This is a genomic window from Streptomyces hiroshimensis (genome assembly GCF_014650335.1).
In the GTDB taxonomy this organism is placed as follows: domain Bacteria; phylum Actinomycetota; class Actinomycetes; order Streptomycetales; family Streptomycetaceae; genus Streptomyces; species Streptomyces hiroshimensis.
Map to the genome: position 1 here is coordinate 45,681 of NZ_BMUT01000009.1, position 20,040 is coordinate 65,720.

A 20,040-nucleotide genomic window follows, 5' to 3' on the forward strand; every position below is an offset into this window, starting at 1 on the left:
GTGGCGTCACCCACCACAGGGGTCACGCCAGGGGCTTGGCGTAGTGGAGGTCCACTGTGCCCGAGTAACCGGGAAGAGTCATCGCGTCGTGCTGGTCGACTTTCCAGCCGAGCCCGTAGGCGGCCACGTACTGGAGGTAGTTCTGGATCGCGGGCGAGGAGTCGACGGCCTTGCGCAGCGCGCCGCGGTCGCCGACGGCCGTCACCTTGTAGGGAGGGGAGTAGACGCGGCCCTGGAGGATCAGGGTGTTGCCTACGCAGCGGACGGCGCTGGTGGAGATCAGCCGCTGGTCCATCACCTGGATGCCCTTGGCGCCGCCCTTCCACAGGGCGTTGACGACGGCCTGGAGGTCCTGCTGATGGATGACCAGGTCGTTGGGCTGCGGCTGCGGCACGCCGGGGATCCTGGCCGTGGCGTTGGGCGGGGCGTCGGTGAGGGTGACGGTCAGGCCCGGGCCGCTGACCGGCGTGGTGCCGGCGGCCGCCGCGAGGTCGGCGAGCTTCTTGTTCTGGGCGGCGGTGTTGCCGTTGTCGCGCCGGGCGAGGGCGTCCACTTGGGAGCGGACGGCCGCGGCGCTCTCGTCCAGACCGGCGTTCTTGCGGCTGCGCTCCTGGATGAGGTCGGAGAGCCGGAGCATGGAGTCGTCGGTGCGGATGTTGGTGCCGTGGGCGGTGTTGAAGCTCATCCAGAAGATGAGGCCGGCCAGCGCGAAGACGCCCCCGGTCAGCAGCCGGACGGGCTTGAAGCGCCGGGGAGACCTGCTGGTGGAGTCCGCAGAATTACTCAACGTACCCTTATCCTCTCCGGCGCCACGGAAGCACTACGCTAACGGACGCCCGGGGAAAGGTGGCGTTCCCGCCGCTCGCCGCCTCGGACCAGCCCTTTGTACATTCCCTTGTATCCCAGCGCGGTCACGCAGCGCGTCGACAGGAGAGTTCCTCGTGCCGAAGTCACGGATCCGCAAGAAGGACGACTTCACGCCGCCGCCGGCGAAGCAGCAGACCATCAAGCTCAGCAGTGGGCGGGGCTGGGTGGCGCCGCTGATGCTGGCGATGTTCCTGATCGGGCTGGCCTGGATCGTCATCTTCTATGTGACCAGTGGTGACATGCCGGTGGAGTCCCTGCACAACTGGAACATCGTGGTCGGTTTCGGCTTTATCGCGGCGGGGTTCGTAGTCTCCACACAGTGGAAGTAGCAAGCCTTCCGGGGAGCCTTCCGAGGAGTTATCCACACCCTCGTCCACAGTGGGGAAAAACTCAGAAGATCTGTGGATAACTTCCCCGGGGTTGACGCCGGTGTGACTGATCACAAGCGCGGGGTGCCCCTCGGCGCCCCCGCCCACCAGCGGAAACGCAGCTGTGTGCGAGGACGGACACCTGTTCCCCACAGCGTGCACAAGATTCTGTACGCGCTGTGGACAACCCTGCTCCGGTCCGGGGCGCTCAGCCGGGGATCACGGTGAGCGCGGGCAGCGCCGCCGTCCGTACGACCACCGCCGCGACGATCACCAGCAGCGTCAGGCCGCAGGTCAGCCCCTGGACGAGCGCCCGCTTCTCCCGGGGCGCGTGCACCATCCCGTAGGCCACGGCGGTACCCACCACCAGGCCGCCGATGTGGGCCTCCCAGGCGATGTTGCTCCAGGCGAAGGTGAAGATCAGGTTGAGCACGAGCAGCGCCACGACCGGGCGCATGTCGTAGTTGAGCCGCCGCATCAGCACCGCCGTGGCACCCAGCAGGCCGAAGATCGCACCGGACGCGCCGAGCGAGGGCTGGCGGGGGTCGGCGACGACGAAGGTCAGGGCCGAGCCGCCCAGGCCGGACAGCAGGTACAGCGCGAGATAGCGGGCCCGGCCCAGCGCCGCCTCCAGCGGGGGGCCGATCCACCACAGCGAGAGCATGTTGAAGGCGATGTGCATGGGCGCCTGATGCAGGAACATCGCCGTCAGCAGGCGGTACCACTGGCCTTCGGCGACGCCCTGGGGCTCGCCGCCGAGCACGGCGCGGCCGAACAGTTCGAGCTCGTCGAGCAGGCCGTCGCCGGTGGCCATGACCGCGATCCACAGGGCGACGTTGATCCCCAGGAGGATCTTGGTGACCAGCCGGGGGTCGGCCGCATGGGTGCCGCCCGCGAGCGTGCGCGGAGCGGAGGCCTGCGGGCGGTGCCCGGTGCCGGAGTCACCCGCGACACAGGCCGGGCACTGGAACCCGACCGACGCGCTCACCATGCACTCCGGGCAGATCGGCCGCTCGCAGCGAGTGCAGCGGATGCCCGTCTCCCGCTCGGGATGCCGGTAACAGCCGACGGCCTGGTCGTTCATGCGTTCCCCTTGCGCCTGTGATGGGCGGGCCTGTCCGGGACGCGCGGCCCCGCCCGTCATACGGACGAGCGGGGCGCCGGGTTCCCTCGGGCCGTGATGAGGGAGCTGGAGCCGGGTGTCAGCGGGTCTCGATGACGACCGACTCGATGACCACGTCGTTGACCGGACGGTCGGTGCGCGGGTTGGTCTGGGTGGTGGCGATGGCGTCCACGACCTTCTTGCCGGCGTCGGTGCTGACCTCGCCGAAGATGGTGTGCTTGCCGGTCAGCCACGCGGTGGGCGACACGGTGATGAAGAACTGCGAGCCGTTGGTGCCCGGGCCGGCGTTGGCCATGGCCAGCAGGTAGGGCTTGGTGAAGGCCAGGTCCGGGTGGAACTCGTCCGCGAACTTGTAGCCCGGGCCGCCGGTGCCGTTGCCCAGCGGGTCACCGCCCTGGATCATGAAGCCCTCGATGACGCGGTGGAAGACCGTGCCGTCGTACAGCTTGTCCGTGGTCTTCTGGCCCGTCTCGGGGTTGATCCACGCGCGCTCGCCCTTCGCGAGCTCGACGAAGTTGGCGACCGTCTTCGGGGCGTGGTCCGGCAGGAGCCGGATCTCGATGTCGCCCTGGTTGGTCTTCAGGGTGGCGTAAAGCTGCTCGGCCACGATCTACCTTCCATAGTCTTCACTGACGGCTACCGATCCTCGCATGGACGGGTTCGCGGCGAGTAGCCAGCAAACGCCCGCGCGCCGCACGAAAGCGTGGCATGGTCGAGCGAGGTCCCACCCGCTCCGTCCCCCGTTGACCCGGATGCCCGCCCACACGTGCCGGACCGCCCGTCCGCAGGCATGATTTTTCACTGGGTGGAAAGGCGACAAAACATACGCCACCGAGGAGGAGGTTCTCGTGACCCGCAAGGACAGCGTGCGCCACGCGGCCGCAAGCACGAAGGATGTCGTGCGCCATGCGTCGGAAGTGGTGGCGCCCTACGCCGGCACTGCGAAGGATGCCGCCGTGCACTATGCGCACGAGGCCCGGACCCGGCTGGCGCCCAAGGTCGCGGAGGCCGCTCACCAGGCCCGCTGCCAGTACGACGCCCATCTGCACCCGCGGATCGAGCACGCCCGCGACGCCCTGCCCCCGAAGATCGACCAGGCCGCCGTGCGGGCCCGCACGGCCGTCGAGCCGGTCCGGGAGGAGGCCGTCGCCCGCAGTGCCGCCGCGTTCGCCGCGCTGCGCGGGCAGGTCAGCCCCCGCGAGATCGAGAAGCTGGTCGCCCGGCGCGACCGGCGGTGCCGGGCGGGGCGGGTGCTCCGGCGCCTGGCCGTGGCGGCTGTGATCGCCGGTGGTGCGTATGCGGCCTGGAAGTGGTGGGACAAGCAGGCCAACCCGGACTGGCTGGTCGAGCCGCCCGAGGCCACCGAGGTGCGCGACCGCCCGCCGCTGAGCTCGGTCGACGGCACGGGTCCCGCGGCCTCCTCCTCACCGCTCGACCCCGAGGTCCAGGCCAAGCAGGCCGAGGCCGAGTCCTCGCCCGAGAACGGCGGGACGGACGACCGGCCGTTCTGACGACGGCCGACCGGCCGACCGGCCGCTCCTGACGGAGCTGTTCCCGGCATGAGCAGGGCCCTCCGGCCCGCGCGCGTCGCGCGGGCCGGAGGGCCCTGCCGGAGAAGGCTCAGCGGAGAAGCGTCAACGGCTCAGGCCGCCACGTACTCCTGCGGCGCGCGGCCGAAGAACGCCGCCGCCTCGTCGAGCGCGCCCTCGTCGTCGTGGACCTGGCCCGGCCGGGTGCCGTTGCCGAGCAGCACGCCGCCCCAGTTCATGCCCATGAAGTCGGCGGTGAGCTCCAGCGTCCCGATGAGCGGCTCGGCGACCTTGCGGTCCCGGGTCGCGTGCCCGGTGACGCCCCACAGCGTCGTGCCGCCCATGGCGGCCCGGAAGTCGGCGCCGGGCACGCGCAGCCACGCGGACCAGTAGTCGAGGTAGAGCTTGGCGGGCGTGGCCAGGCTGTACCAGTAGACCGGCGAGACGATGACGAGGTCCGTGGCGGACAGGGTCGCGTCCAGCAGCACCTTCTCGTTCCCGGTGGGCTGCGGGTACACGCCGTCGCCCTCGTGACGTATGTCCTGGAAGGGGTCGAGGGGGAGGTCGGTGAGGCGGATCCACTCCTGCTCGACCGAGTCGGGCAGCGCCTCGGCGGCCCGCTTGGCCAGCAGTTCGGAGTTGCCGGTGACGCCGGCGTTCCGCGAACTCGCCAGCAGGAAAACGAATTTACGTGACAACGGGTACCTCTCTCAGAAGGAGTGACACCGGGCCGGTACGGCGGTGTCGGCCGGAGCAGGCGACGGCAGCGATGGCGGCACCTGGTGTGGGCACGTCGTGCACCGAGAAATTACCCGATGATCTTTGCGGAGCCGTGCCGGATTCGGCTTCGGCGATCCTCGCAAGTGCCTTGCGCCGCACCCGGGCCCGGGCGGCGACCTCGGACGCCGGATCCTCAACTTGCGCGAGAGCCACGGCGATCCGGGCGTCGCGGGCGAGGGCGAACAGCCAACCGTGCGCGGACCAGACGAGGTCCAGGGCCAGAGGCGGGGGCGGGGAGGCCAGGTCGATCGTCTCCGGGGCCGCCCCGAGGAGGTCCGCCAGGATGCGCCGGGCCCCGGCGCGGGCCGCCGCGAAGCCCCGGCGCTCCGCGAGGTGGGTGATGCGGGCGCACCGGATCTTCTCCTCGCGCGACAGCAGGGAGATGTCGCCGACGGCGTCCGCGTGAGGTGCGTGGTGCGAGTCGCCGAACCACACATGCACTTCACCGCTCGTGGGGAGCGTGCGATTCACGGTGTCCTCCTCGCACTCCGTTGATGGATTGATGGATTGAGGGAATGAAGGATCGTCGGTCAGACGAGCGTCGTTGTGCTGCTGCGGGCGTCGCACCGGCGTGCCCGGACCGCCCGCGCCACCTCGTCCCGGCCTTCGACGAGCAGCCGGCGCAGGGCCGCCGGTACGCCGTCCGCCGAGGCGGCGGCGTCCGCCGAGGCGAGGGTGCGCTCGGAGACGGCGCCCGCGGGAAAGGCCTCGCGGGCGAAGCGCTGGGCGTTGCCGCCGGGCCGCTCGGCCCACATACGCCGTACCTCGGCGAAGTACCGGTCGGCGAAAGGCTCCAGGAGGTCGCGGTGGTCCGGCTCGGTGAAGCCTTCCAGGTTGGCGCGCAGCAGGCTGTTGGGCAGGTCGGCCGCGAGCATCCGCTGCCAGGCCGCCTCCTTCGCCTCGGGGGTGGGCAGCGCCGCCCGGCAGACGACCGCGTTGCGCACGCCGGCCGCGGACCGGTCGCCGCGCAGCTCCGTGTCGATGTCGTCGGGCCCTGCCGCTCCCCGGGCGACGAGGCGGCGCAGCAGTGCCCAGCGCAGGTCGGCGTCGGCCTCCAGGCCGGGGAAGCCGGCGTTGCCGTCGAGGATGTCCCGCAGAACGCGCAGGTGCGCGGGCGAGGCCGCGGCCTGCAGGAACGCCTGGGCGTAGACGAGTTGCAGCTCGGAGCCGGGCTCGGCGGTGCGCAGCAGGCCGTGGGCCGCCTCGGCGAGGATCTCCAGGCCGGTGTCCCGCCACGCCGGGTCGGCGTAGTCGTGGACGGCCTTGCGGGCCTGGTCCAGGAGGGTCTGGGCGAGGGTGGCGTCGGTGACGGAGCCGAGGCCGGAGACGACGAGGGCGACGTAGTCGCGGGCCGGGAGCAGGGCGTCGCGGGTCATGTTCCAGGCGATCGTCCACACCTGTGCGGCGGCCAGCGGGTCGCGGATCTCGCCGATGCCCCCGAGGACGGTGCGCAGGGACCGCTCGTCGAGCCGGACCTTGGCGTAGGTGAGGTCGTCGTCGTTGAGGAGCAGCAGTTCGGGCAGCCGCTCGCCGACGAGCGCGGGGACGTCCGTACGGGCCCCGGTGACGTCGGTCTCGACGCGGTGCCGCCGGGTGATCCCGTCCGGCCCGCGGTCGTAGAGGCCGATCGCCATCCGGTGCGAGCGCAGGACGGGGCTGCTCTCGGGCGCGGCCTGGACGACGGTACAGCGGGTGATCCGGCCGTCGGCGTCCGTCTCGTACTCGGCGTGCAGCGTGTTGACGCCGGAGGTCTCCAGCCACTCCTGCGACCACGCGGCGAGGTCGCGGCCCGAGGTTTCCTCCAGGGCGCGGAGGAGGTCGGCCAGGGTGGTGCTGCCCCAGGCGTGGCGGCGGATGTACGTACGGATCGCCGCCTCGAAGTTGTCGCGGCCCACGTAGGCGACCAGCTGTTTGAGGACGGAGGCGCCCTTGAGGTACGTGATGCCGTCGAAGTTGACCTCGGTGGCGGCGATGTCGGGGATGTCGGCGGCGATGGGGTGGGTGGACGGCAGCTGGTCCTGGCGGTACGCCTCCGCCTTGCGCAGGGCCGCGAAGGTGGCCCAGGCGCCGGTCCACTCGGTGACCTCGCTCTGGGCGAGCACGCCGGCGTAGGTGGCGAAGGACTCGTTGAGCCAGAGGTCGTCCCACCAGCGCATGGTCACGAGGTCGCCGAACCACATGTGCGCCAGCTCGTGCAGCAGCGTCTCGGCCCGGCGCTCGCGGAGCAGGGCGGTGGGCCGCGAGCGGAAGACGTACTTCTCGTTCACCGTGACGCAGGCGGCGTTCTCCATCGCCCCGACGTTGAACTCGGGCGCGAAGATCTGGTCGTACTTGGTGAACGGGTAGGGCGTCGCGAAGAGGCCCTGGAGGAAGCCGAAGCCGCGCTTGGTGATGTCGAAGACGACGTCGGCGTCGAGGTGCTCCGCCAGCGAGGCGCGGCACAGGGCGCGCAGCGGGACGACCCGGCCGTCCTCGGCCCGGTACTCGTCGTGCGCGACGTGGTACGGGCCGGCGACGAGCGCGAGCGCGTACGTCGGCAGCGGCTCGGTGGGCGGGAAGTGCCAGACCGTGCCGGACGGCCCGGGCACCGGCTCGTCCACGGCGGAGTTGGAGAGGACTTCCCAGCCGTCGGGCGCGGTCACGGTCAGCTCCAGCCGCGCCTTGAGGTCGGGCTGGTCGAAGCACGCGAAGACGCGCTGCGCGTCGGCGGTCGCGAACTGGCTGTAGAGGTAGGTGCGGTCGTCGGCGGGGTCGGTGAAGCGGTGCAGGCCCTCGCCGGTGCGCGAGTAGCGGCAGTCGGCGACGACGCGCAGCTCGTTGACGGCGGCGAGGCCCGTCAGGGCGATCCGGCCGTCGCGCACGGATCCCGCGGGGAGCGGGACCCCGTTCAGGACCGCCTCGTGCACGTCCGCGTCCGCGAGCTCGGCGAACGTGGCCGTCCCGGGCCCCGGCTCGGTGTTCCACGTGAAACGTACGACCGTGGTGGAGCGGAAGGTGTCCGGGCCGCCGGTGAGGTCGACGTGGACCTCGTACGACTCGACGGAGAGCAGCCGCCCGCGCTCCCGTGCCTCGTCCTGGGTCAGATTGCCTGCCATGCCGCGTCCTTCTCAGGGCTGCGGGTGACCGCAGGTGCCGGGTCGGGGGTGTGGAACACCGTGGTCGTCTTGAAGGTGCCGGCCCGGACGACACCGCTCGCGTCCTCCAGCGCCCGCACGTAGGAGCCCGCGTAGCCGGTCGGGAGCAGGAACACGCCCCATGTGGCGCTCCACTCGCCCGCCTGCCCGCTCTCGGGGTCGATCACCTTCTCGGGGCGGCAGCCGGCGCGGCGCTGCACGATGAACCCGGCGCCGGCGGAGGCGTCGAGGGCGTCCTTCCACTCCCGGTCGGTACTGTCCCAGCCTGCGACGATGCCGGCGCCGCCGTAGTCGGCGCGCGGCTTGAGGATGAGCTCGTCGCGGTGGGCGCGGCAGTGGTCGGTGAGCTCGGGGGTCAGGAGCCGGGTCCAGGGCAGGATGCGGTCGATGAGCTGCGCTTCCGCGTCCGAGAGGCCCTCGCGCAGCCGCGGGTCCGACATCAGGGCCATGGCGCCCTTGTTGCCGAAGAGGGCGCTCTGCGGCGTGGTCCACAGGACCACGCGGCCCTCCTCGTGGGCCCGCAGCACGGGTTCGAGGTCACGCGGCCCGTCGGGGTCGTCCACGATCTCGTTGGGCGTGAAGTACCGCAGGATCACGTCGACGCGGCGGCCGTGCAGGTGGATCCGCCCGGCCCGCTCCTCCAGCTGCCCGACCTCGCCGACGACGAGGTCGATGCCGCAGCGGTGCATCATCTCCGCGAAGGAGCGCGCGAGGTGGGTGCTGCCGGACAGGCCGCCGTTGGCCTCGACGTAGGCGACGACGGGCTCGGCGCCGCCGGTGAGGTCCCGGGAGACCTCGCGCAGGGTCGCGGCGAGGCGCTCCCCGGTGTGGACGTGACCGAGACCGTGCTCATCGGCGAAGGCGCGGAAGGCGGGCACGTCGAGGAGGACGCGGGCGAGCTCGGCGCGGTCCGTGCCGCCGAGGGAGCTGCCCACGTTGAGCTCGAAGAGCTTGAACGACTCGCCGTCGTGGCTGAGGTCCGCGCGCCCGTACAGCGCCGGCCGGTCGCCCAGCCGCCGCATGACGGCGGCGCGGGCCGCGTCGATGCCCAGTGCCGCGCAGTACCGCCCGAGGTCGCCGTCGTAGAGCCGCTGCGGGATGTCGAACAGCAGCTCGAAGAAGGCGCTCAGGTCGTCGGCGACGGCGCGGATCTCGGCCTCCGGGACGAAGAACGGCCGCGGGAGCAGCATCTTGCCGAAGGCCTCGGCGAACGCCTCGGGGAGCCGTGCGTCCCGTACGGCGTCGAGCAGTCCGCGGTCGCCTTCCTCCGTCCGCCGGAGCCAGGTCTCGGTGACGGTCATCGGGCGTCAGACCTCTCCGTAGTGGAAGACGCCGGCGGTGCGCGTGTTCTTGTACGCGGTGACGCCGATGACCGGGCTCTCGAAGGCGGGGACGGCACGCGCGTAGGCGCCCGCGTAGCCGCGCGGCGTGTAGAACAGGCCCCATGCGGCCTGCCAGGGCTCGACGGCCCCGGTCTGCGGGTCCCGGACCGGCTCGGAGCGCGGGATCACGCGCTTCTGGATGACGCAGCCGTCCTCGACGCCGTCCTTGAGGGTCTTCCACCAGGTGTCCGCGTCGGTGTCCCAGCCCGCGACGACGCCGACGCCGCCGTAGTAGCCGTTCGGCTTGAGGATGAGCTCCTCGCGGTTGTCGCGGGCGTACGTGACGAGCTCGTCGTCCAGGGACGCGGCGCCCTTGAGGGAGCGGGTCCAGGGCAGGACGCGGTCGACGACGGCCAGCTCGTCGGCGGTGAAGCGGTCCCGGTGGCGGGTGTCGGAGAGCAGGCCCAGCGCGCCCTTGTTGGCGAAGAGGTTGCTCTCGAAGGGCGTGAACAGGACGGTGCCGCCCTCGCGGTGGGCCTTGAGGACCGGCTCGACCAGCGCGAAGCCGTCCGCGTCGCCGATGATCTCCTCGACGGTGAAGCAGCGCAGCACGACGTCGATGCCGGTGTCGCCCAGGTAGAGCTTGCCGTCGCGCTCGCGGACGTCGCCGACCTCGGCGACGTGGAAGTCCAGGCCGAAGCCGCGCATCACGTCGCGGAAGGTGTTCCAGTGGGCCGCGTACCCGGCGAGCCCGCCCGGGCCCTCCAGGAGCGCCACGACCGGCGAGTCGCTCAGGTGCCGGCCGGCCTCGCGCAGCGTCTCGGCGACCTCGCGGCCGGTGTGGGTGTAGCCGAGGCCGTGGTCGGCGGCGAACTTCGCGAACGCCTCGTTCTCCATCAGGGCCTTGGGGATCTCGCCCGCGCGGTCCGCGCCGCCGACCTCGCTGGCGATGCCGATCTCCAGCAGCTTGAACGAGGTGCCGTCGTGGTACATGTCGGCGCGGCCGTAGCAGGGCGGCTTGATGCCGCCGAGCGAGGTGATCAGCTTCGCCCGCTGCTCGTCGATGCCGAGGGTGGACGTGTAGCGCTGCAGGTCGCCGTCGAAGAGGCGCTGGGGCAGCGAGGTGATCAGCTCGAAGAGGCGCAGGACGTCGGTGCCGAAGTCCACGATCTCGCGGTGGTCGACGAACAGCGGCCGGGGCAGGTACGAGCCCGTCCAGTTGCTCAGCGAGGGGTGGCGGTCGATCTCGTCCACGACGTGGCGCAGGGCGTCCTGCCGGTGGTACTGCTCGACGAGCTCGTGATCGGTGGGGAAACGGGTCACAGTGCCTTCTCCGTAAGCTTCGAGTTGTCGGTCTGAGGGGGGTTGACGCGCCGCTCGACGGCGGCGGTGAGGCGCAGCGTCGCGAGCGCGGTGAGGATGCCGGTGACGGCGCAGCCCCACCACAGGGCGGCCGGGCCGACGGTGGTGAACAGGCCGACCGCGGTGGCGGGCGCCGCCAGGCGCGCCGCGGACCAGACCCAGCTGATCGCGCCCTGGTAGCGGCCGCGGGCCTCCGCGGGGGCGATGTCGGCGACGATCGCACCGGCCACGACGCCGTTGACGACCTCGCCGACCGACCAGACCACCACGGTCAGGACGTACTGCCAGGCGTTGCCGGCGAGCCCGGTGGAGGCGACGCCGATGCCGATCAGCGCCCACGAGGCGGCGAGCACCTTGATGCGGGGCAGCTTGGCGAGCCGGCCGTAGAGGACGGGCTGGAGGGCCACGACCAGCACGGCGTTGGCGACGCCGACGAGGCCGTAGACCGCGGGCGACAGGCCGTCCGAGCGGATGGCGAGGGGGATGGTGAACTCGGTCTGGGTGTAGATGGTGATGCCGAGGGTGCTCAGGCCCATGTGGGCGAGCATCAGCCGGTCCCGGAAGACGACGCCGTAGCCGACGCCGCCCTTGGCCTGGGCGGGCGCCTCGGGGCGGGGCAGGTCCTTGGGGATGCCGACGATCACGATGACCGCGTAGGCCAGGCAGGTGACGGCGTCCAGCAGGAACAGCAGCCAGAAGCCGCGGGCCGCCAGGTAGCCCGCGGCGGCGCTCGCCACGGCCGTGCCGATGTTGAAGCCCCAGTGCAGCAGGCTGAACGCCTTGCCGCGCAGCTCCGTGCCGACGACGTCGCCGACGAGCGCGGAGGCGGCCGGGCGGTAGATGCCCGACGTCAGGCCGAGCAGGGCCGCCGCGGCGCCCAGCGTGACCGGGCTGGGCGCCGCGAGCAGCGCACCCAGGCCGGCGGGGGTGGCGACCAGGCCGATGATGACCGCGGAGCGGCGGCCGATGCGGTCGGCGAGCGAACCGCCGAGCACCGGCCCGAACATGCCGCCGATGCCGAGGGCGATCACGATGCCGCCGGTCTGTGCGGTGCTGATGCCGCGCGAGCCCAGGTAGAAGACCAGGAACGGGACGACCATGGTGCCGATCCGGTTCGCGATCATTCCGGCGAAGACGATCCAGAACGGCCTCGGCAGACCGCCGAAGTTGTTCTGAAAAACCGTTCGCAGGGGCGAGGTTGCGCTGCTCATCGGTGGTTTCCCTCCTCTCCGGCCCGCCTGCTCAGGCGACGACGTGGACGCGGGTCAGGTTGGGCACGAAGTACTGCGCGCTCAGGAACAGCCCGCCGACCTGCGGCCCGAAGAGGGTGAACTGCCGCTTGTAGTACACGGGGACGACCGGCGCGTGCTCGGCCATCAGACGGCGGTCCAGCTCGGCGTAGCCCTCGGCGACGGCCGCGCGGTCGGGCTCCTGGGCGAGCCGGGCGATCTCCGCGGTGATCTCCGGGTCGTCGAAGTAGGAGAGGTTCATGTTGCCCTGGGCGGTGAGGCGGTCGCCGCGGAAGAGGACGTCGAAGACGCCGGAGGCGTCCGGGAAGTCCGGGCCCCACACGCCGTAGATCAGGTCGCAGTCGTTCTCGGCGTCGCCCATCAGGCTGTAGAACGCGGCCTTGTCGACCGGGCGCAGGACGATCTCGAAGCCGGCCGCCTCCAGGGCGGTCTTGACCGCGGGGGCCACGGGGGCGTTCGGGAGGGTGTCCGGGTAGGCGAAGACCAGCGGGCGCAGCTCCTTGCCGGCCAGCAGCTCCTTGGCCTTGACCGGGTCGCCGTGCTCGCCCGACGGGTAGACGTCGTGGTGGCGGTAGCCGGGGACCATCGGCGCGAGGATCGTGGTGGCGTACTGGGCGCCCGCCGTGCCGCCCGCGAGCTCCACGCAGGTGCCGCGGTCGAAGGCGTGGTTGAGGGCCCGGCGCACGTCCACGTCGGTGACGCGGCGGGTGTTGATGTACACGTACTGCAGGTACGCGGACGGCCCGGCGATCACGCGGGACGAGAGCTCCTCGGAGCCCTGGACGGTGGCCACGTGCGCGTCGGCGACGTCGAAGGTCGCGACGGCGAAGCGGTCCTGGCCGGAGGGGTCCAGCAGGCGCTCGGTCTGCTGGTCGCGGGCGACGCCGAACTCCCAGAGGATCTCGTCCGGGTACTGGTGGCGGATCGGGTCGGTGGCCGGGTCCCAGTGCGGGTTGCGCTCCAGCAGGTAGTGACCCTTCTCCCCCGCGACCCGCTCCTTGACCTTGTACGGGCCGGTGGCCAGCCACGACGTCTCGTAGTCCGCGCCGGTGTCGCGGTCGCGCGGGACCGGCGTGGTGGTGGTCGTGGTGGCGAAGAACGGGAAGCCGGGGGTCGGCTCGGCGAGGGAGAAGACGATCGTGCGCTCGTCGGGCGTGCTCAGGCCGGGCGCCTGCGGGCCGTCCTCCTCGGGGCCGCCGTAGGCGCGCTCCGGGTCCAGGGCCTGCTGGATGAACTGCGGGCCGTAGACGCCGTTGGGGCCGAACGAGCGGGTGATCGCGTGCGCCACGTCGTACGAGGTGACGGGCGTGCCGTCCTCGAACTTCAGGCCCTCGCGCAGGGTGTAGGTCCAGGTCCGGCCGCCGTCGGTGGTGCGGCCGGTGTCGGTCGCGAGGTCGCCGACGAGGCGGCGCGGGCCGCCGTCGTAGCTCTCCTGGTAGCCCGTGAGGGTCCGGTGGAAGAGGCCGAGCGCGACGCCGAGCGTGGTGCCGATGTACATCTGCGTCGGGTCGACGTGCTCCGGCGGGGCGTCGGCGAGCAGGGTGACGCGGCCGCCGCGGCGCGCCCCGGGCACGTCCGGGGCGGGGGTGGGGGCCTCCCCCAGGTGATCGATCTCGAACTGCTGCGACACGGTGGACAACTCCTGTGGATGGGTGTGGACGAAGGGGGAGGGGGACCTGGGGGGCTGGGGGCTCGCCCCCCAGGAAACGGCGAAAGGGTGGGACCGGGGCGTTACACCTCTGCCGGCGTGAGCCGGTCCGCCGCGGCGAGGACCGCCTGAAGGTCGAAGCCCAGGGCGGCCATGACCTCCCCGTGGTCACCGCCCTCGGCAGGCCACGCGTGCCCCGCGTTGACGCCGAAGACCTCGCAGCGGGGCATCAGCAGCGCCAGCGCCTCGGCGACGCCGCCCTCCCGCCGGTGCTCCTCGACGACCACGAAACGGCGGTGCCGGTCACCGAGTTCGGCGGCGGCGAGCGTCAGGTGGTGGTGGTCCAGGTAGGTGAGGTGGGCGTGGCCCAGGCCGGGCCGCTGCCCGGTCGCCTCCAGCGCGAGGCGGGTGCCCTCCTCCCCGACCGACACCAGGCAGACCTCGTCCGCCGCCGCCTCGTTCGCCCAGTTGACCAGCGGCAGTTCGCCGCCGGACCACGGCAGGCTCTCGTACGCCGCGTTCCGGCCGGTCCGGATGTAGTGCGGGCGCCCGGACTCGGCGGCCGCCCGCACGACGGCGCGCATGTCGGCCTCGCCGTACGGGGCGGCGATGGTCACGCCGGGAACGCTGCGCAGGACCGCGAGGTCCTCCAGGCAGTGGTGGGTGGTGCCGAACCAGGCGCCGGAGACGCCCGCGTAGGGGGCGACCACCGTGACGCCCGCGCCCAGGTAGCCGAGGGTGAGCTTGAGGCTCTCGGCCGCCCGGAGCGCGGCGAACGGCGCGAAGGTGGAGACGAAGGGCCGGTGCCCGCCGGCCGCGAGACCCGCGGCCATGTCGACCATGGCGCCCTCGGCGATGCCGAGATTGAAGAACCGGTCGGGGTGGGCGGTCTGGAAGGGGTGGTTCTTGCCGCCGAGGTCGGCCTCCAGGCAGACGATGCGCTCGTCCGCCTCGGCGAGGGCGGTGAGTTCGGCGCGGTAGGCGTCGCGCCCTGACAAGGTCATCGGATCATCCGCTTCCACTTGGCGGCGCGCGGGGCGTCGATGGTCACGTAGTGCGAGCCGGCCTTGCCCTCGACGGGCGGCAGGCCCTTGCCCTTGACGGTGTCGGCGATCACCGCGAGCGGCCGGTCCGCATCCCTGCGGTCCTCGTCGAACAGCGCCGTCAGGGCGGCGAGGTTGTGCCCGTCGACGCGGGCGATGTTGAAGCCGAAGCTCACGAACCGCTCCGCGAGGTGGGGCAGCGGCGAGATGTCCTCGACCATGCCGTCGTTCTGGCCGCCGTTGCGGTCCACGACGAGCACGAAGTTGCCCAGCCGCTGCGCCGCGGCGACCTGGCACGCCTCCCAGACCAGACCTTCCTGCAGTTCGCCGTCCCCCGCGACGGCGATCCCGAGTCCGTTCCGCCCCGACAGCCGCTCGGAGAGCGCCCAGCCCGCCGCGTAGGGCACCCCGTGGCCGAGGCTGCCGGTGGGGAAGAGCACCCCGGGCACCTTGGGGCCGGGGTGGCCGGTGAAGGGGTGGCCGGCCTGTCCGTACAGCGGCGCCGGGTTCTCCGGCAGGATCCCGCTGACGTGCAGGGCGGCGTACAGCCCGGCGGCCGCGTGGCCCTTGCTGAGCACGACCTCGGTGCCGTCGCCGCGGGAGGCCCGGTGCAGCGCCGCGATCAGGATGTCGAGCACCGACAGGCTGCCGCCCAGGTGGCAGCCGCGCGGGCTCGCCGCCATGTCGACCACCAGCCGGCGGGCCTCGGCGGCACGCGCCTCGAGCGAGGTGTCGTTCTCCAGCACTGCGGTCATGACCGTCCCCCTTCCAGGGCGAACCACCGGCTCACGGCGTCCGCCAGCACGGTGCGGGCGGTACGGGTCTCCTCGGCGCCGATCCGCTCCTCGTCGGTGTGGTCGAGCGCGGAGTCCCCCGGCCCGTACGCCACCATCGGGACGCCCTGCCAGGTGGTGGCGAGGGTGTTCATGTCCGAGGTGCCCTTCTTGACCACGAAGCGGGGGCGGACGCCCGCCGCACCGAAGGCCCGGGTGAACACCTTGGCCAGGGGGCTCGTGCGGCCGCCCGCGTAGCCGGGGGTCGCGCGCAGCACCTCGATCTCCGCGCCGGGGCCCGCCTGGTCGAGCGCGAGCTTGCGCAGGGTGGCGAGGTCGGCGTCCGGCGGCACCCGGAAGTTGAGGATGCCGACGGCCTGGTGGCGTTCCCGGCCGGTATTGCAGCTGATGTCGATGACGGCGCTGAGCGCGTCCGACGCCTCGCCGCGGACGGCGTCGCGGATGTCCTCCAGGACGCGGATCAGGGCGTCCGGGGCGGAGACCGCGTCCATGCCGGCCGAGTGGCCGCTGGCGACGGTCGCCGTGACCTTCAGCTTGAAGAGGCCGAAGTAGCCGAGGGTGAGCTTCCCGGAGCCGCTGGGCTCGCCGATGACGACCGCGTCGGCCGGGTAGTGGTCGCGGGCGTGGAAGGCGCCCTTGGACGAGGAGATCTCCTCCTCGACCGCGCCCACGACGCGCAGCTGCCCGTTCTCCGGGATCTCGGCGTCGGCCAGCACCTGCAGGAAGTTGACCAGGCAGCCCTTGGCGTCCACGCTGCCGCGGCCCCACAGCTCGTCCTCGCGCCACTCGACGGGCCAGCGGTGCGGGACGGTGTCCATGTGGCCGAGGAGCAGCAGCCGGTTCTCGCCGGTGCCGCGGGTGGCCACGAGGTTGCCGGCCTCGTCGACGAACGCGTCGATGCCGTGCTCGGTGCACCAGTCGCGCAGGTAGAGGGCCAGTTCGTGCTCGTCGCCGGAGACCGAGGAGATCCCGACGGCGCGGCTGAGCAGCGTCAGGTCCCCGGCCGGCTCCTCGGCCCGCCAGAAGCGGGTCCAGCCGGAGGGGTCCGCCATGGTGTGCGGGCCGGTGATGGCCACGTCCGCGGAGCCGCCCTCCAGGGCCAGCTCGGCGGCCCGGACCTTCTGCCGCATCCGGCCGCCCGCGTAGGCCCGGGCCTCGCCCGGGTGGGCGTGGCGCAGGGTGGAGGCGGGGTCGGAGGGGTCGGTGAGCAGTCCGGCGGTGCCGGTGACCAGCCGCAGGTGGTCGGCGTCCAGGGCGTTGCTGAGCGCGGCCGCGAGGACGTCGGCGTCGACGTTGAGCGGCACCCCGCCGTCCCGGTCGCGGACCGGCGGCGAGAGGCAGACCACGTCGTACGCGTCGAGGAGGGCGTTCAGCCGTACGGTGTCGACGTCCTCGGGGACGCCCGCGCGGTGGTCGCGGACGACGGTGGCCTTGCCCTCGGCGGTGACGGCCTTCAGCGGGCGGTTGGCGCGCCCGGTGACCAGTCCGCCGCGGGAGGCGACGGCCGTGAAGGCGCTCAGGCCGAGGGCGCGCAGGCCCTCCTCGACGGCGGGCAGGGTGACCCGCTCGTAGGCGTCGATGAGGTGGGGCATCTCCTCGGGCGGGCAGTAGCGCACCGCGTCGCCGTTGGCCAGCCGCAGCTGGGGCATGGGCCGGCCGATGGCCTCGTAGTGCTGCTCGATGCCGACGGCGCCGCCGGCCACCAGCAGGACGCGGGCGCCCCGGGCCACGAGCCCGGCGAGCTCCTGGTGGATCGCGCCGCGGTCGAGGGTCGCGCTGCCGACCTTGACCACGTAGAGGGGCTTCACGGCGACACCGCCGTCCTGGGCAGACCCGCCGCCTCGTCGAGGCCGCTGATGAGGTTCATGGCCTGGACGGCCTGGCCCGCGGCGCCCTTGATGAGGTTGTCCAGGGCGGCGACGACGACGCACTCGCCGTCGCGCACGGACACCGCGACCTCGGCGATGTTCGAGCCGATGACGGCCTTGAGCATCGGGAAGTCCTGCGGCGCCTTGGGCGCGGGCCGCACCCGGACGAACGACTTGCCGACGTAGGCCTTGGCGTAGGCCCGCTTGACGTCCAGCGGCTCGACCCCGGACTTCAGCTGGCTGTAGGCCGTGACCATGATGCCGCGCGGCACGTCGAGGCTGTGCGTGGAGAACTGCAGGTCGAGGCTGGCGCCGGTGAACTCCTCCAGGGCCTGGTGGATCTCCGGGGAGTGCCGGTGGCCGTGCAGCTTGTGCACCCGGAAGTTGCCCGCGCGCTCGGCCGGGGGCTCGTTGCCGCCGCGTCCGCCGCCCGTGGAGCCGGTCTTGGCGTCGACGATCACGCGCGTGGAGGCCAGCCCGGCGGCCAGCAGCGGGTAGAGCGCGTAGATCGTGGTGACGGCCATGCAGCCGGGCAGGTTGATGAACCGGCCCTCCGGGATGCCGGGCGACAGCTCCGGAACGTAGTAGGCGAAAGGTTCCTGCGGAGGGTGGGCCGCCGTCTTCGGGTAGTGCGTCGCAATGTCGTGCGGGTCGCGCAGACGGAAGTCGCCCGCGATGTTCAGCACCCGCTTGGCGCGCTCGGCGAGCAGCGGCAGCCGCTCCGGCAGCGCACCGGTGGGCAGGCAGCTGAACGCGATGTCCACGTCCGGCAGTTCGGCCAGCGGCCGGAACTTCAGCCCCGCGGCGCCCGGGTGGTTGCGCAGCCACGGGTGGACCGCGCCGATCTGCGCCCCGGCGCTGCGCTCGGCGGAGAGGAACGCGAGCTCCACGTGCGGGTGTTCCAGCAGCAGGCGGATCACCTCGCCGCCGGTGTAGCCACTGGCGCCGACGACCGCGACCCTGAGCTTCTCCTGCTTGCTCTCAGCCAAGGCGGGCCGCCTTCTCGTACGGCCGGACGTAGTCGCGGTCCTCGACGAGCTTGCGGATCGCGTCCGGGCGGCGGGCCACCTTGCGGAAGGCGTCGGCGTAGCGCAGCGCCCGCTCGTACTCGACCGGGGAGCGCAGCTCGCGGCAGAGGACCAGGGTGCTGTCGAGCATCCCCAGGGTGACGGGGAAGTCCTCGGGCTTGTGGTCGCGCACGGCGCCCGGGTTGAGGGTGAAGGGGTAGCCGTTGCCGAAGCCGAGCCGGTGCTGGAAGGGCAGGTGGCAGGGGATGGGCGTGTTCTGCCACTCGCGGGCGGGGACGCCCTCGGCGACGAGCAGCTCGTGCACGGCCTCCTTGACCGCCCACACGGGCAGGTCCTCCAGGCCGGCCTCCTCGGGGCGCAGCGTGATCCGGTACATGTTGTACGCGTGGACGTGGCCCTCGGGCACGTACGGGGCGCGGAACAGGCCGGTCTCGTTCAGGGCTTCGCCCAGGAGCGCCGCGTTGCGGGCGCGGACCTCGTCGTAGTACGGCAGGCGCTTGAGCTGGCTGGCGCCGAAGGCGGCGGCGACCCAGGACATCTCGTAGTCGATGCCGTGGCGGCGCACGTATTCGACGGCGCGCTCGTAGGACGCCTCCTCTTTAAAGAAGGCGATGCCGCCCTCCCCGCCGAGCGGGAAGTTCTTGTCGGCCATCAGGCTCTGGCCCGCGGCGTCGCCGAAGGAGCCGGCTACCTGGCCCGCGACCTTCGCGGAGTGGGCGTGCGAGGCGTCCTCGACGAAGGCGATGCCGCGGCTGTCGGCGAGGGCGCGCAGCGCGGTGACGTCGGCGGGCAGGCCGTGGACGTGGACCGGCATGATGGCGCGGGTCCGGTCGGTGATCGCCGCGGCGGCCGCCTCCGGGTCCATGCAGTACGTGTGCGGGTCGATGTCGACGAAGACGGGGATCGCGTGGGCCGCGACGACCGCCTGCGCGGTGGCGATGAAGGTGAACGCCGGGACGATCACCTCGTCGCCGGGCTGGACACCTGCGCCGACGAGGGCCAGGTGGAGGCTGGAGGTGCCGCTCGCGGTGGGCAGCGCATAGTTGGCGCCCACGTAGGCGCGGTAGGCCTCGGCGAAGTCGGCGACGACCTTCTCCGGCGTGGACCGCTGGGCGAGCATCAGGTTGAAGACGTCCTCCTTGGTGATGACCGGGAAGATCGTCCGGCGCAGCTCCTTGGGGATCATCTGGCCGCCGCCGAAGGCGGCGAGTTCGGCGGCGAGGTCCGCCTCGTCCGGCAGCGGCAGCGGGCGGTCGGGAAAGTCGGTGATCACTTCTCAGCTCCGGTGGTGGTCAGGGGCCGGACCGCCTGGCCGAGGGCCATCCGGATGCAGGCGGCGACGAGCGGGCTCAGCCGGTAGTTGAACTGGACGCCGGGGACGAGGTCCGCGGCCTCCTCCTGCTGGGTCCACATGGTCCGCAGGTCGTAGGCGCCGAAGATCTTCAGACGCTCGGCGCGGGCCCAGACCTTGGGGTCGTCGGTGAGCACCGCGGCGGCGGGCCCGAAGCCGATGCCGGTGAGGTCCACCACGAGGGCCGGGGCCGTGGCCGCGGCCGCCAGCTCGCCCAGGTCGGCCGCGTTGGCCGGGTCCAGGGAGAAGTGGTCGAAGGCCGGGACGGTGCCCTCCGGGGAGTCCTGCGCGACGGAGATCCCGAGCCAGCTCAGGAACGCGAGGTCCTTCTCGGCCAGGCCGGGGCGGTGGACGGTGTCACCGTGGCCGATGCCCTGGCCGGCGAGCGCGGCGTGCACGGCGGCGCTGCGGCTGTTGAGCAGCACGGCCTTGGACCGGCCGGTCTTCTTGGTCAGGAGCCTTTCCAGGCCGGGCAGTTCGCGGTCGCTCTTCTCGATGCTCATGACCACGCCGGACGTCATGACCCGGGTGAGCACGGTGGCTGTGTCGAACAAGTCCATGTTTCCTCGTTGT

The 20,040-nt window shown here is 72.3% G+C and carries 18 protein-coding genes; 2 read left to right on the plus strand and 16 right to left on the minus strand.

From position 1 onward, the window contains the following. Nucleotides 1-22: 22 nt before the first annotated feature. Complete coding sequence (locus tag IE241_RS20565; RefSeq protein WP_190023273.1) at nucleotides 23-787, minus strand: DUF881 domain-containing protein; 765 nt, start codon at nucleotides 785-787, stop codon at nucleotides 23-25. 154 nt (nucleotides 788-941) lie between these two features. On the opposite strand from IE241_RS20565, the gene crgA reads away from it, so the two are divergent. Beyond that, complete coding sequence (gene crgA / locus IE241_RS20570; RefSeq protein ID WP_058047345.1) at nucleotides 942-1,196, plus strand: cell division protein CrgA; 255 nt, start codon at nucleotides 942-944, stop codon at nucleotides 1,194-1,196. Between the two features lie 247 nt (nucleotides 1,197-1,443). Here crgA and IE241_RS20575 read toward each other — a convergent pair whose 3' ends face one another. Both IE241_RS20575 and IE241_RS20580 read right to left on the minus strand, forming a co-directional pair. Continuing rightward, nucleotides 1,444-2,319: a rhomboid family intramembrane serine protease gene (locus IE241_RS20575; RefSeq protein ID WP_190023274.1), complete on the minus strand. Its 876-nt coding sequence runs from the start codon at nucleotides 2,317-2,319 to the stop codon at nucleotides 1,444-1,446. Nucleotides 2,320-2,437: 118 nt separating this feature from the next. Continuing rightward, nucleotides 2,438-2,965 (minus strand): peptidylprolyl isomerase, encoded by a 528-nt coding sequence (locus IE241_RS20580; protein WP_190023275.1) that lies wholly within the window; start codon nucleotides 2,963-2,965, stop codon nucleotides 2,438-2,440. Nucleotides 2,966-3,206: 241 nt separating this feature from the next. Here IE241_RS20580 and IE241_RS20585 point away from each other — a divergent pair, with 241 nt between their 5' ends. Beyond that, entirely contained in the window at nucleotides 3,207-3,869 is a 663-nt protein-coding gene (locus IE241_RS20585) for a DUF5324 family protein (protein WP_190023276.1), read from the plus strand. A gap of 131 nt (nucleotides 3,870-4,000) precedes the next feature. Here the strand turns inward: IE241_RS20585 and IE241_RS20590 are convergent, their stop codons facing one another. The 13 genes from IE241_RS20590 to IE241_RS20650 all read right to left on the minus strand — a co-directional run bounded on the left by IE241_RS20590 (nucleotide 4,001) and on the right by IE241_RS20650 (nucleotide 20,027). Next, nucleotides 4,001-4,585 carry a flavodoxin family protein gene (locus tag IE241_RS20590; protein ID WP_190023277.1) on the minus strand — a complete coding sequence of 195 codons (585 nt, stop codon included), beginning with the start codon at nucleotides 4,583-4,585 and terminating at the stop codon, nucleotides 4,001-4,003. Continuing rightward, nucleotides 4,575-5,138 (minus strand): hypothetical protein, encoded by a 564-nt coding sequence (locus IE241_RS20595; RefSeq protein WP_190023278.1) that lies wholly within the window; start codon nucleotides 5,136-5,138, stop codon nucleotides 4,575-4,577. The genes IE241_RS20590 and IE241_RS20595 overlap by 11 nt, the downstream gene beginning before the upstream one ends. A gap of 59 nt (nucleotides 5,139-5,197) precedes the next feature. Continuing rightward, nucleotides 5,198-7,762 carry an aminopeptidase N gene (pepN, locus tag IE241_RS20600; RefSeq protein ID WP_190023279.1) on the minus strand — a complete coding sequence of 855 codons (2,565 nt, stop codon included), beginning with the start codon at nucleotides 7,760-7,762 and terminating at the stop codon, nucleotides 5,198-5,200. After that, nucleotides 7,747-9,102: a hypothetical protein gene (locus IE241_RS20605; protein WP_190023280.1), complete on the minus strand. Its 1,356-nt coding sequence runs from the start codon at nucleotides 9,100-9,102 to the stop codon at nucleotides 7,747-7,749. Before IE241_RS20605 ends, pepN begins: the two co-directional genes overlap by 16 nt. Nucleotides 9,103-9,108: 6 nt before the next feature. Then, a complete protein-coding gene (locus IE241_RS20610) occupies nucleotides 9,109-10,446 on the minus strand; it encodes a hypothetical protein (RefSeq protein WP_190023281.1) in 1,338 nt (445 codons plus the stop codon). Continuing rightward, on the minus strand, nucleotides 10,443-11,696 hold the full coding sequence (locus tag IE241_RS20615; protein WP_190023282.1) for an MFS transporter: 1,254 nt from the start codon (nucleotides 11,694-11,696) through the stop codon (nucleotides 10,443-10,445). Before IE241_RS20615 ends, IE241_RS20610 begins: the two co-directional genes overlap by 4 nt. Nucleotides 11,697-11,727: 31 nt before the next feature. Further along, nucleotides 11,728-13,365: an ABC transporter substrate-binding protein gene (locus tag IE241_RS20620; RefSeq protein WP_190023283.1), complete on the minus strand. Its 1,638-nt coding sequence runs from the start codon at nucleotides 13,363-13,365 to the stop codon at nucleotides 11,728-11,730. 101 nt (nucleotides 13,366-13,466) lie between these two features. Then, on the minus strand, nucleotides 13,467-14,387 hold the full coding sequence (locus IE241_RS20625; protein WP_190023284.1) for a transketolase family protein: 921 nt from the start codon (nucleotides 14,385-14,387) through the stop codon (nucleotides 13,467-13,469). After that, nucleotides 14,384-15,181, minus strand: coding sequence for a thiamine pyrophosphate-binding protein (locus IE241_RS20630; RefSeq protein WP_190023285.1), 798 nt, complete (start codon nucleotides 15,179-15,181; stop codon nucleotides 14,384-14,386). The genes IE241_RS20625 and IE241_RS20630 overlap by 4 nt, the downstream gene beginning before the upstream one ends. Beyond that, nucleotides 15,178-17,028: a M20/M25/M40 family metallo-hydrolase gene (locus IE241_RS20635; RefSeq protein ID WP_190023286.1), complete on the minus strand. Its 1,851-nt coding sequence runs from the start codon at nucleotides 17,026-17,028 to the stop codon at nucleotides 15,178-15,180. The genes IE241_RS20630 and IE241_RS20635 overlap by 4 nt, the downstream gene beginning before the upstream one ends. After that, entirely contained in the window at nucleotides 17,025-18,077 is a 1,053-nt protein-coding gene (argC, locus tag IE241_RS20640; protein WP_190023287.1) for an N-acetyl-gamma-glutamyl-phosphate reductase, read from the minus strand. Before argC ends, IE241_RS20635 begins: the two co-directional genes overlap by 4 nt. After that, a complete protein-coding gene (locus IE241_RS20645) occupies nucleotides 18,070-19,389 on the minus strand; it encodes a DegT/DnrJ/EryC1/StrS aminotransferase family protein (protein ID WP_190023288.1) in 1,320 nt (439 codons plus the stop codon). Before IE241_RS20645 ends, argC begins: the two co-directional genes overlap by 8 nt. After that, a complete protein-coding gene (locus tag IE241_RS20650; RefSeq protein WP_190023289.1) occupies nucleotides 19,386-20,027 on the minus strand; it encodes a PLP-dependent aminotransferase family protein in 642 nt (213 codons plus the stop codon). The genes IE241_RS20645 and IE241_RS20650 overlap by 4 nt, the downstream gene beginning before the upstream one ends. Nucleotides 20,028-20,040 lie beyond the last annotated feature (13 nt).

Bases quoted from the DNA above. Each gene is read 5' to 3' on its own strand.
- IE241_RS20575 (WP_190023274.1), bottom strand. From the start codon at position 2,319: ATGAACGACCAGGCCGTCGGCTGTTACCGGCATCCCGAGCGGGAGACG.
- IE241_RS20615 (WP_190023282.1), bottom strand. From the start codon at position 11,696: ATGAGCAGCGCAACCTCGCCCCTGCGAACGGTTTTTCAGAACAACTTC.
- IE241_RS20650 (WP_190023289.1), bottom strand. From the start codon at position 20,027: ATGGACTTGTTCGACACAGCCACCGTGCTCACCCGGGTCATGACGTCC.
- pepN (WP_190023279.1), bottom strand. From the start codon at position 7,762: ATGGCAGGCAATCTGACCCAGGACGAGGCACGGGAGCGCGGGCGGCTG.
- IE241_RS20605 (WP_190023280.1), bottom strand. From the start codon at position 9,102: ATGACCGTCACCGAGACCTGGCTCCGGCGGACGGAGGAAGGCGACCGC.
- IE241_RS20625 (WP_190023284.1), bottom strand. From the start codon at position 14,387: ATGACCTTGTCAGGGCGCGACGCCTACCGCGCCGAACTCACCGCCCTC.
- IE241_RS20630 (WP_190023285.1), bottom strand. From the start codon at position 15,181: ATGACCGCAGTGCTGGAGAACGACACCTCGCTCGAGGCGCGTGCCGCC.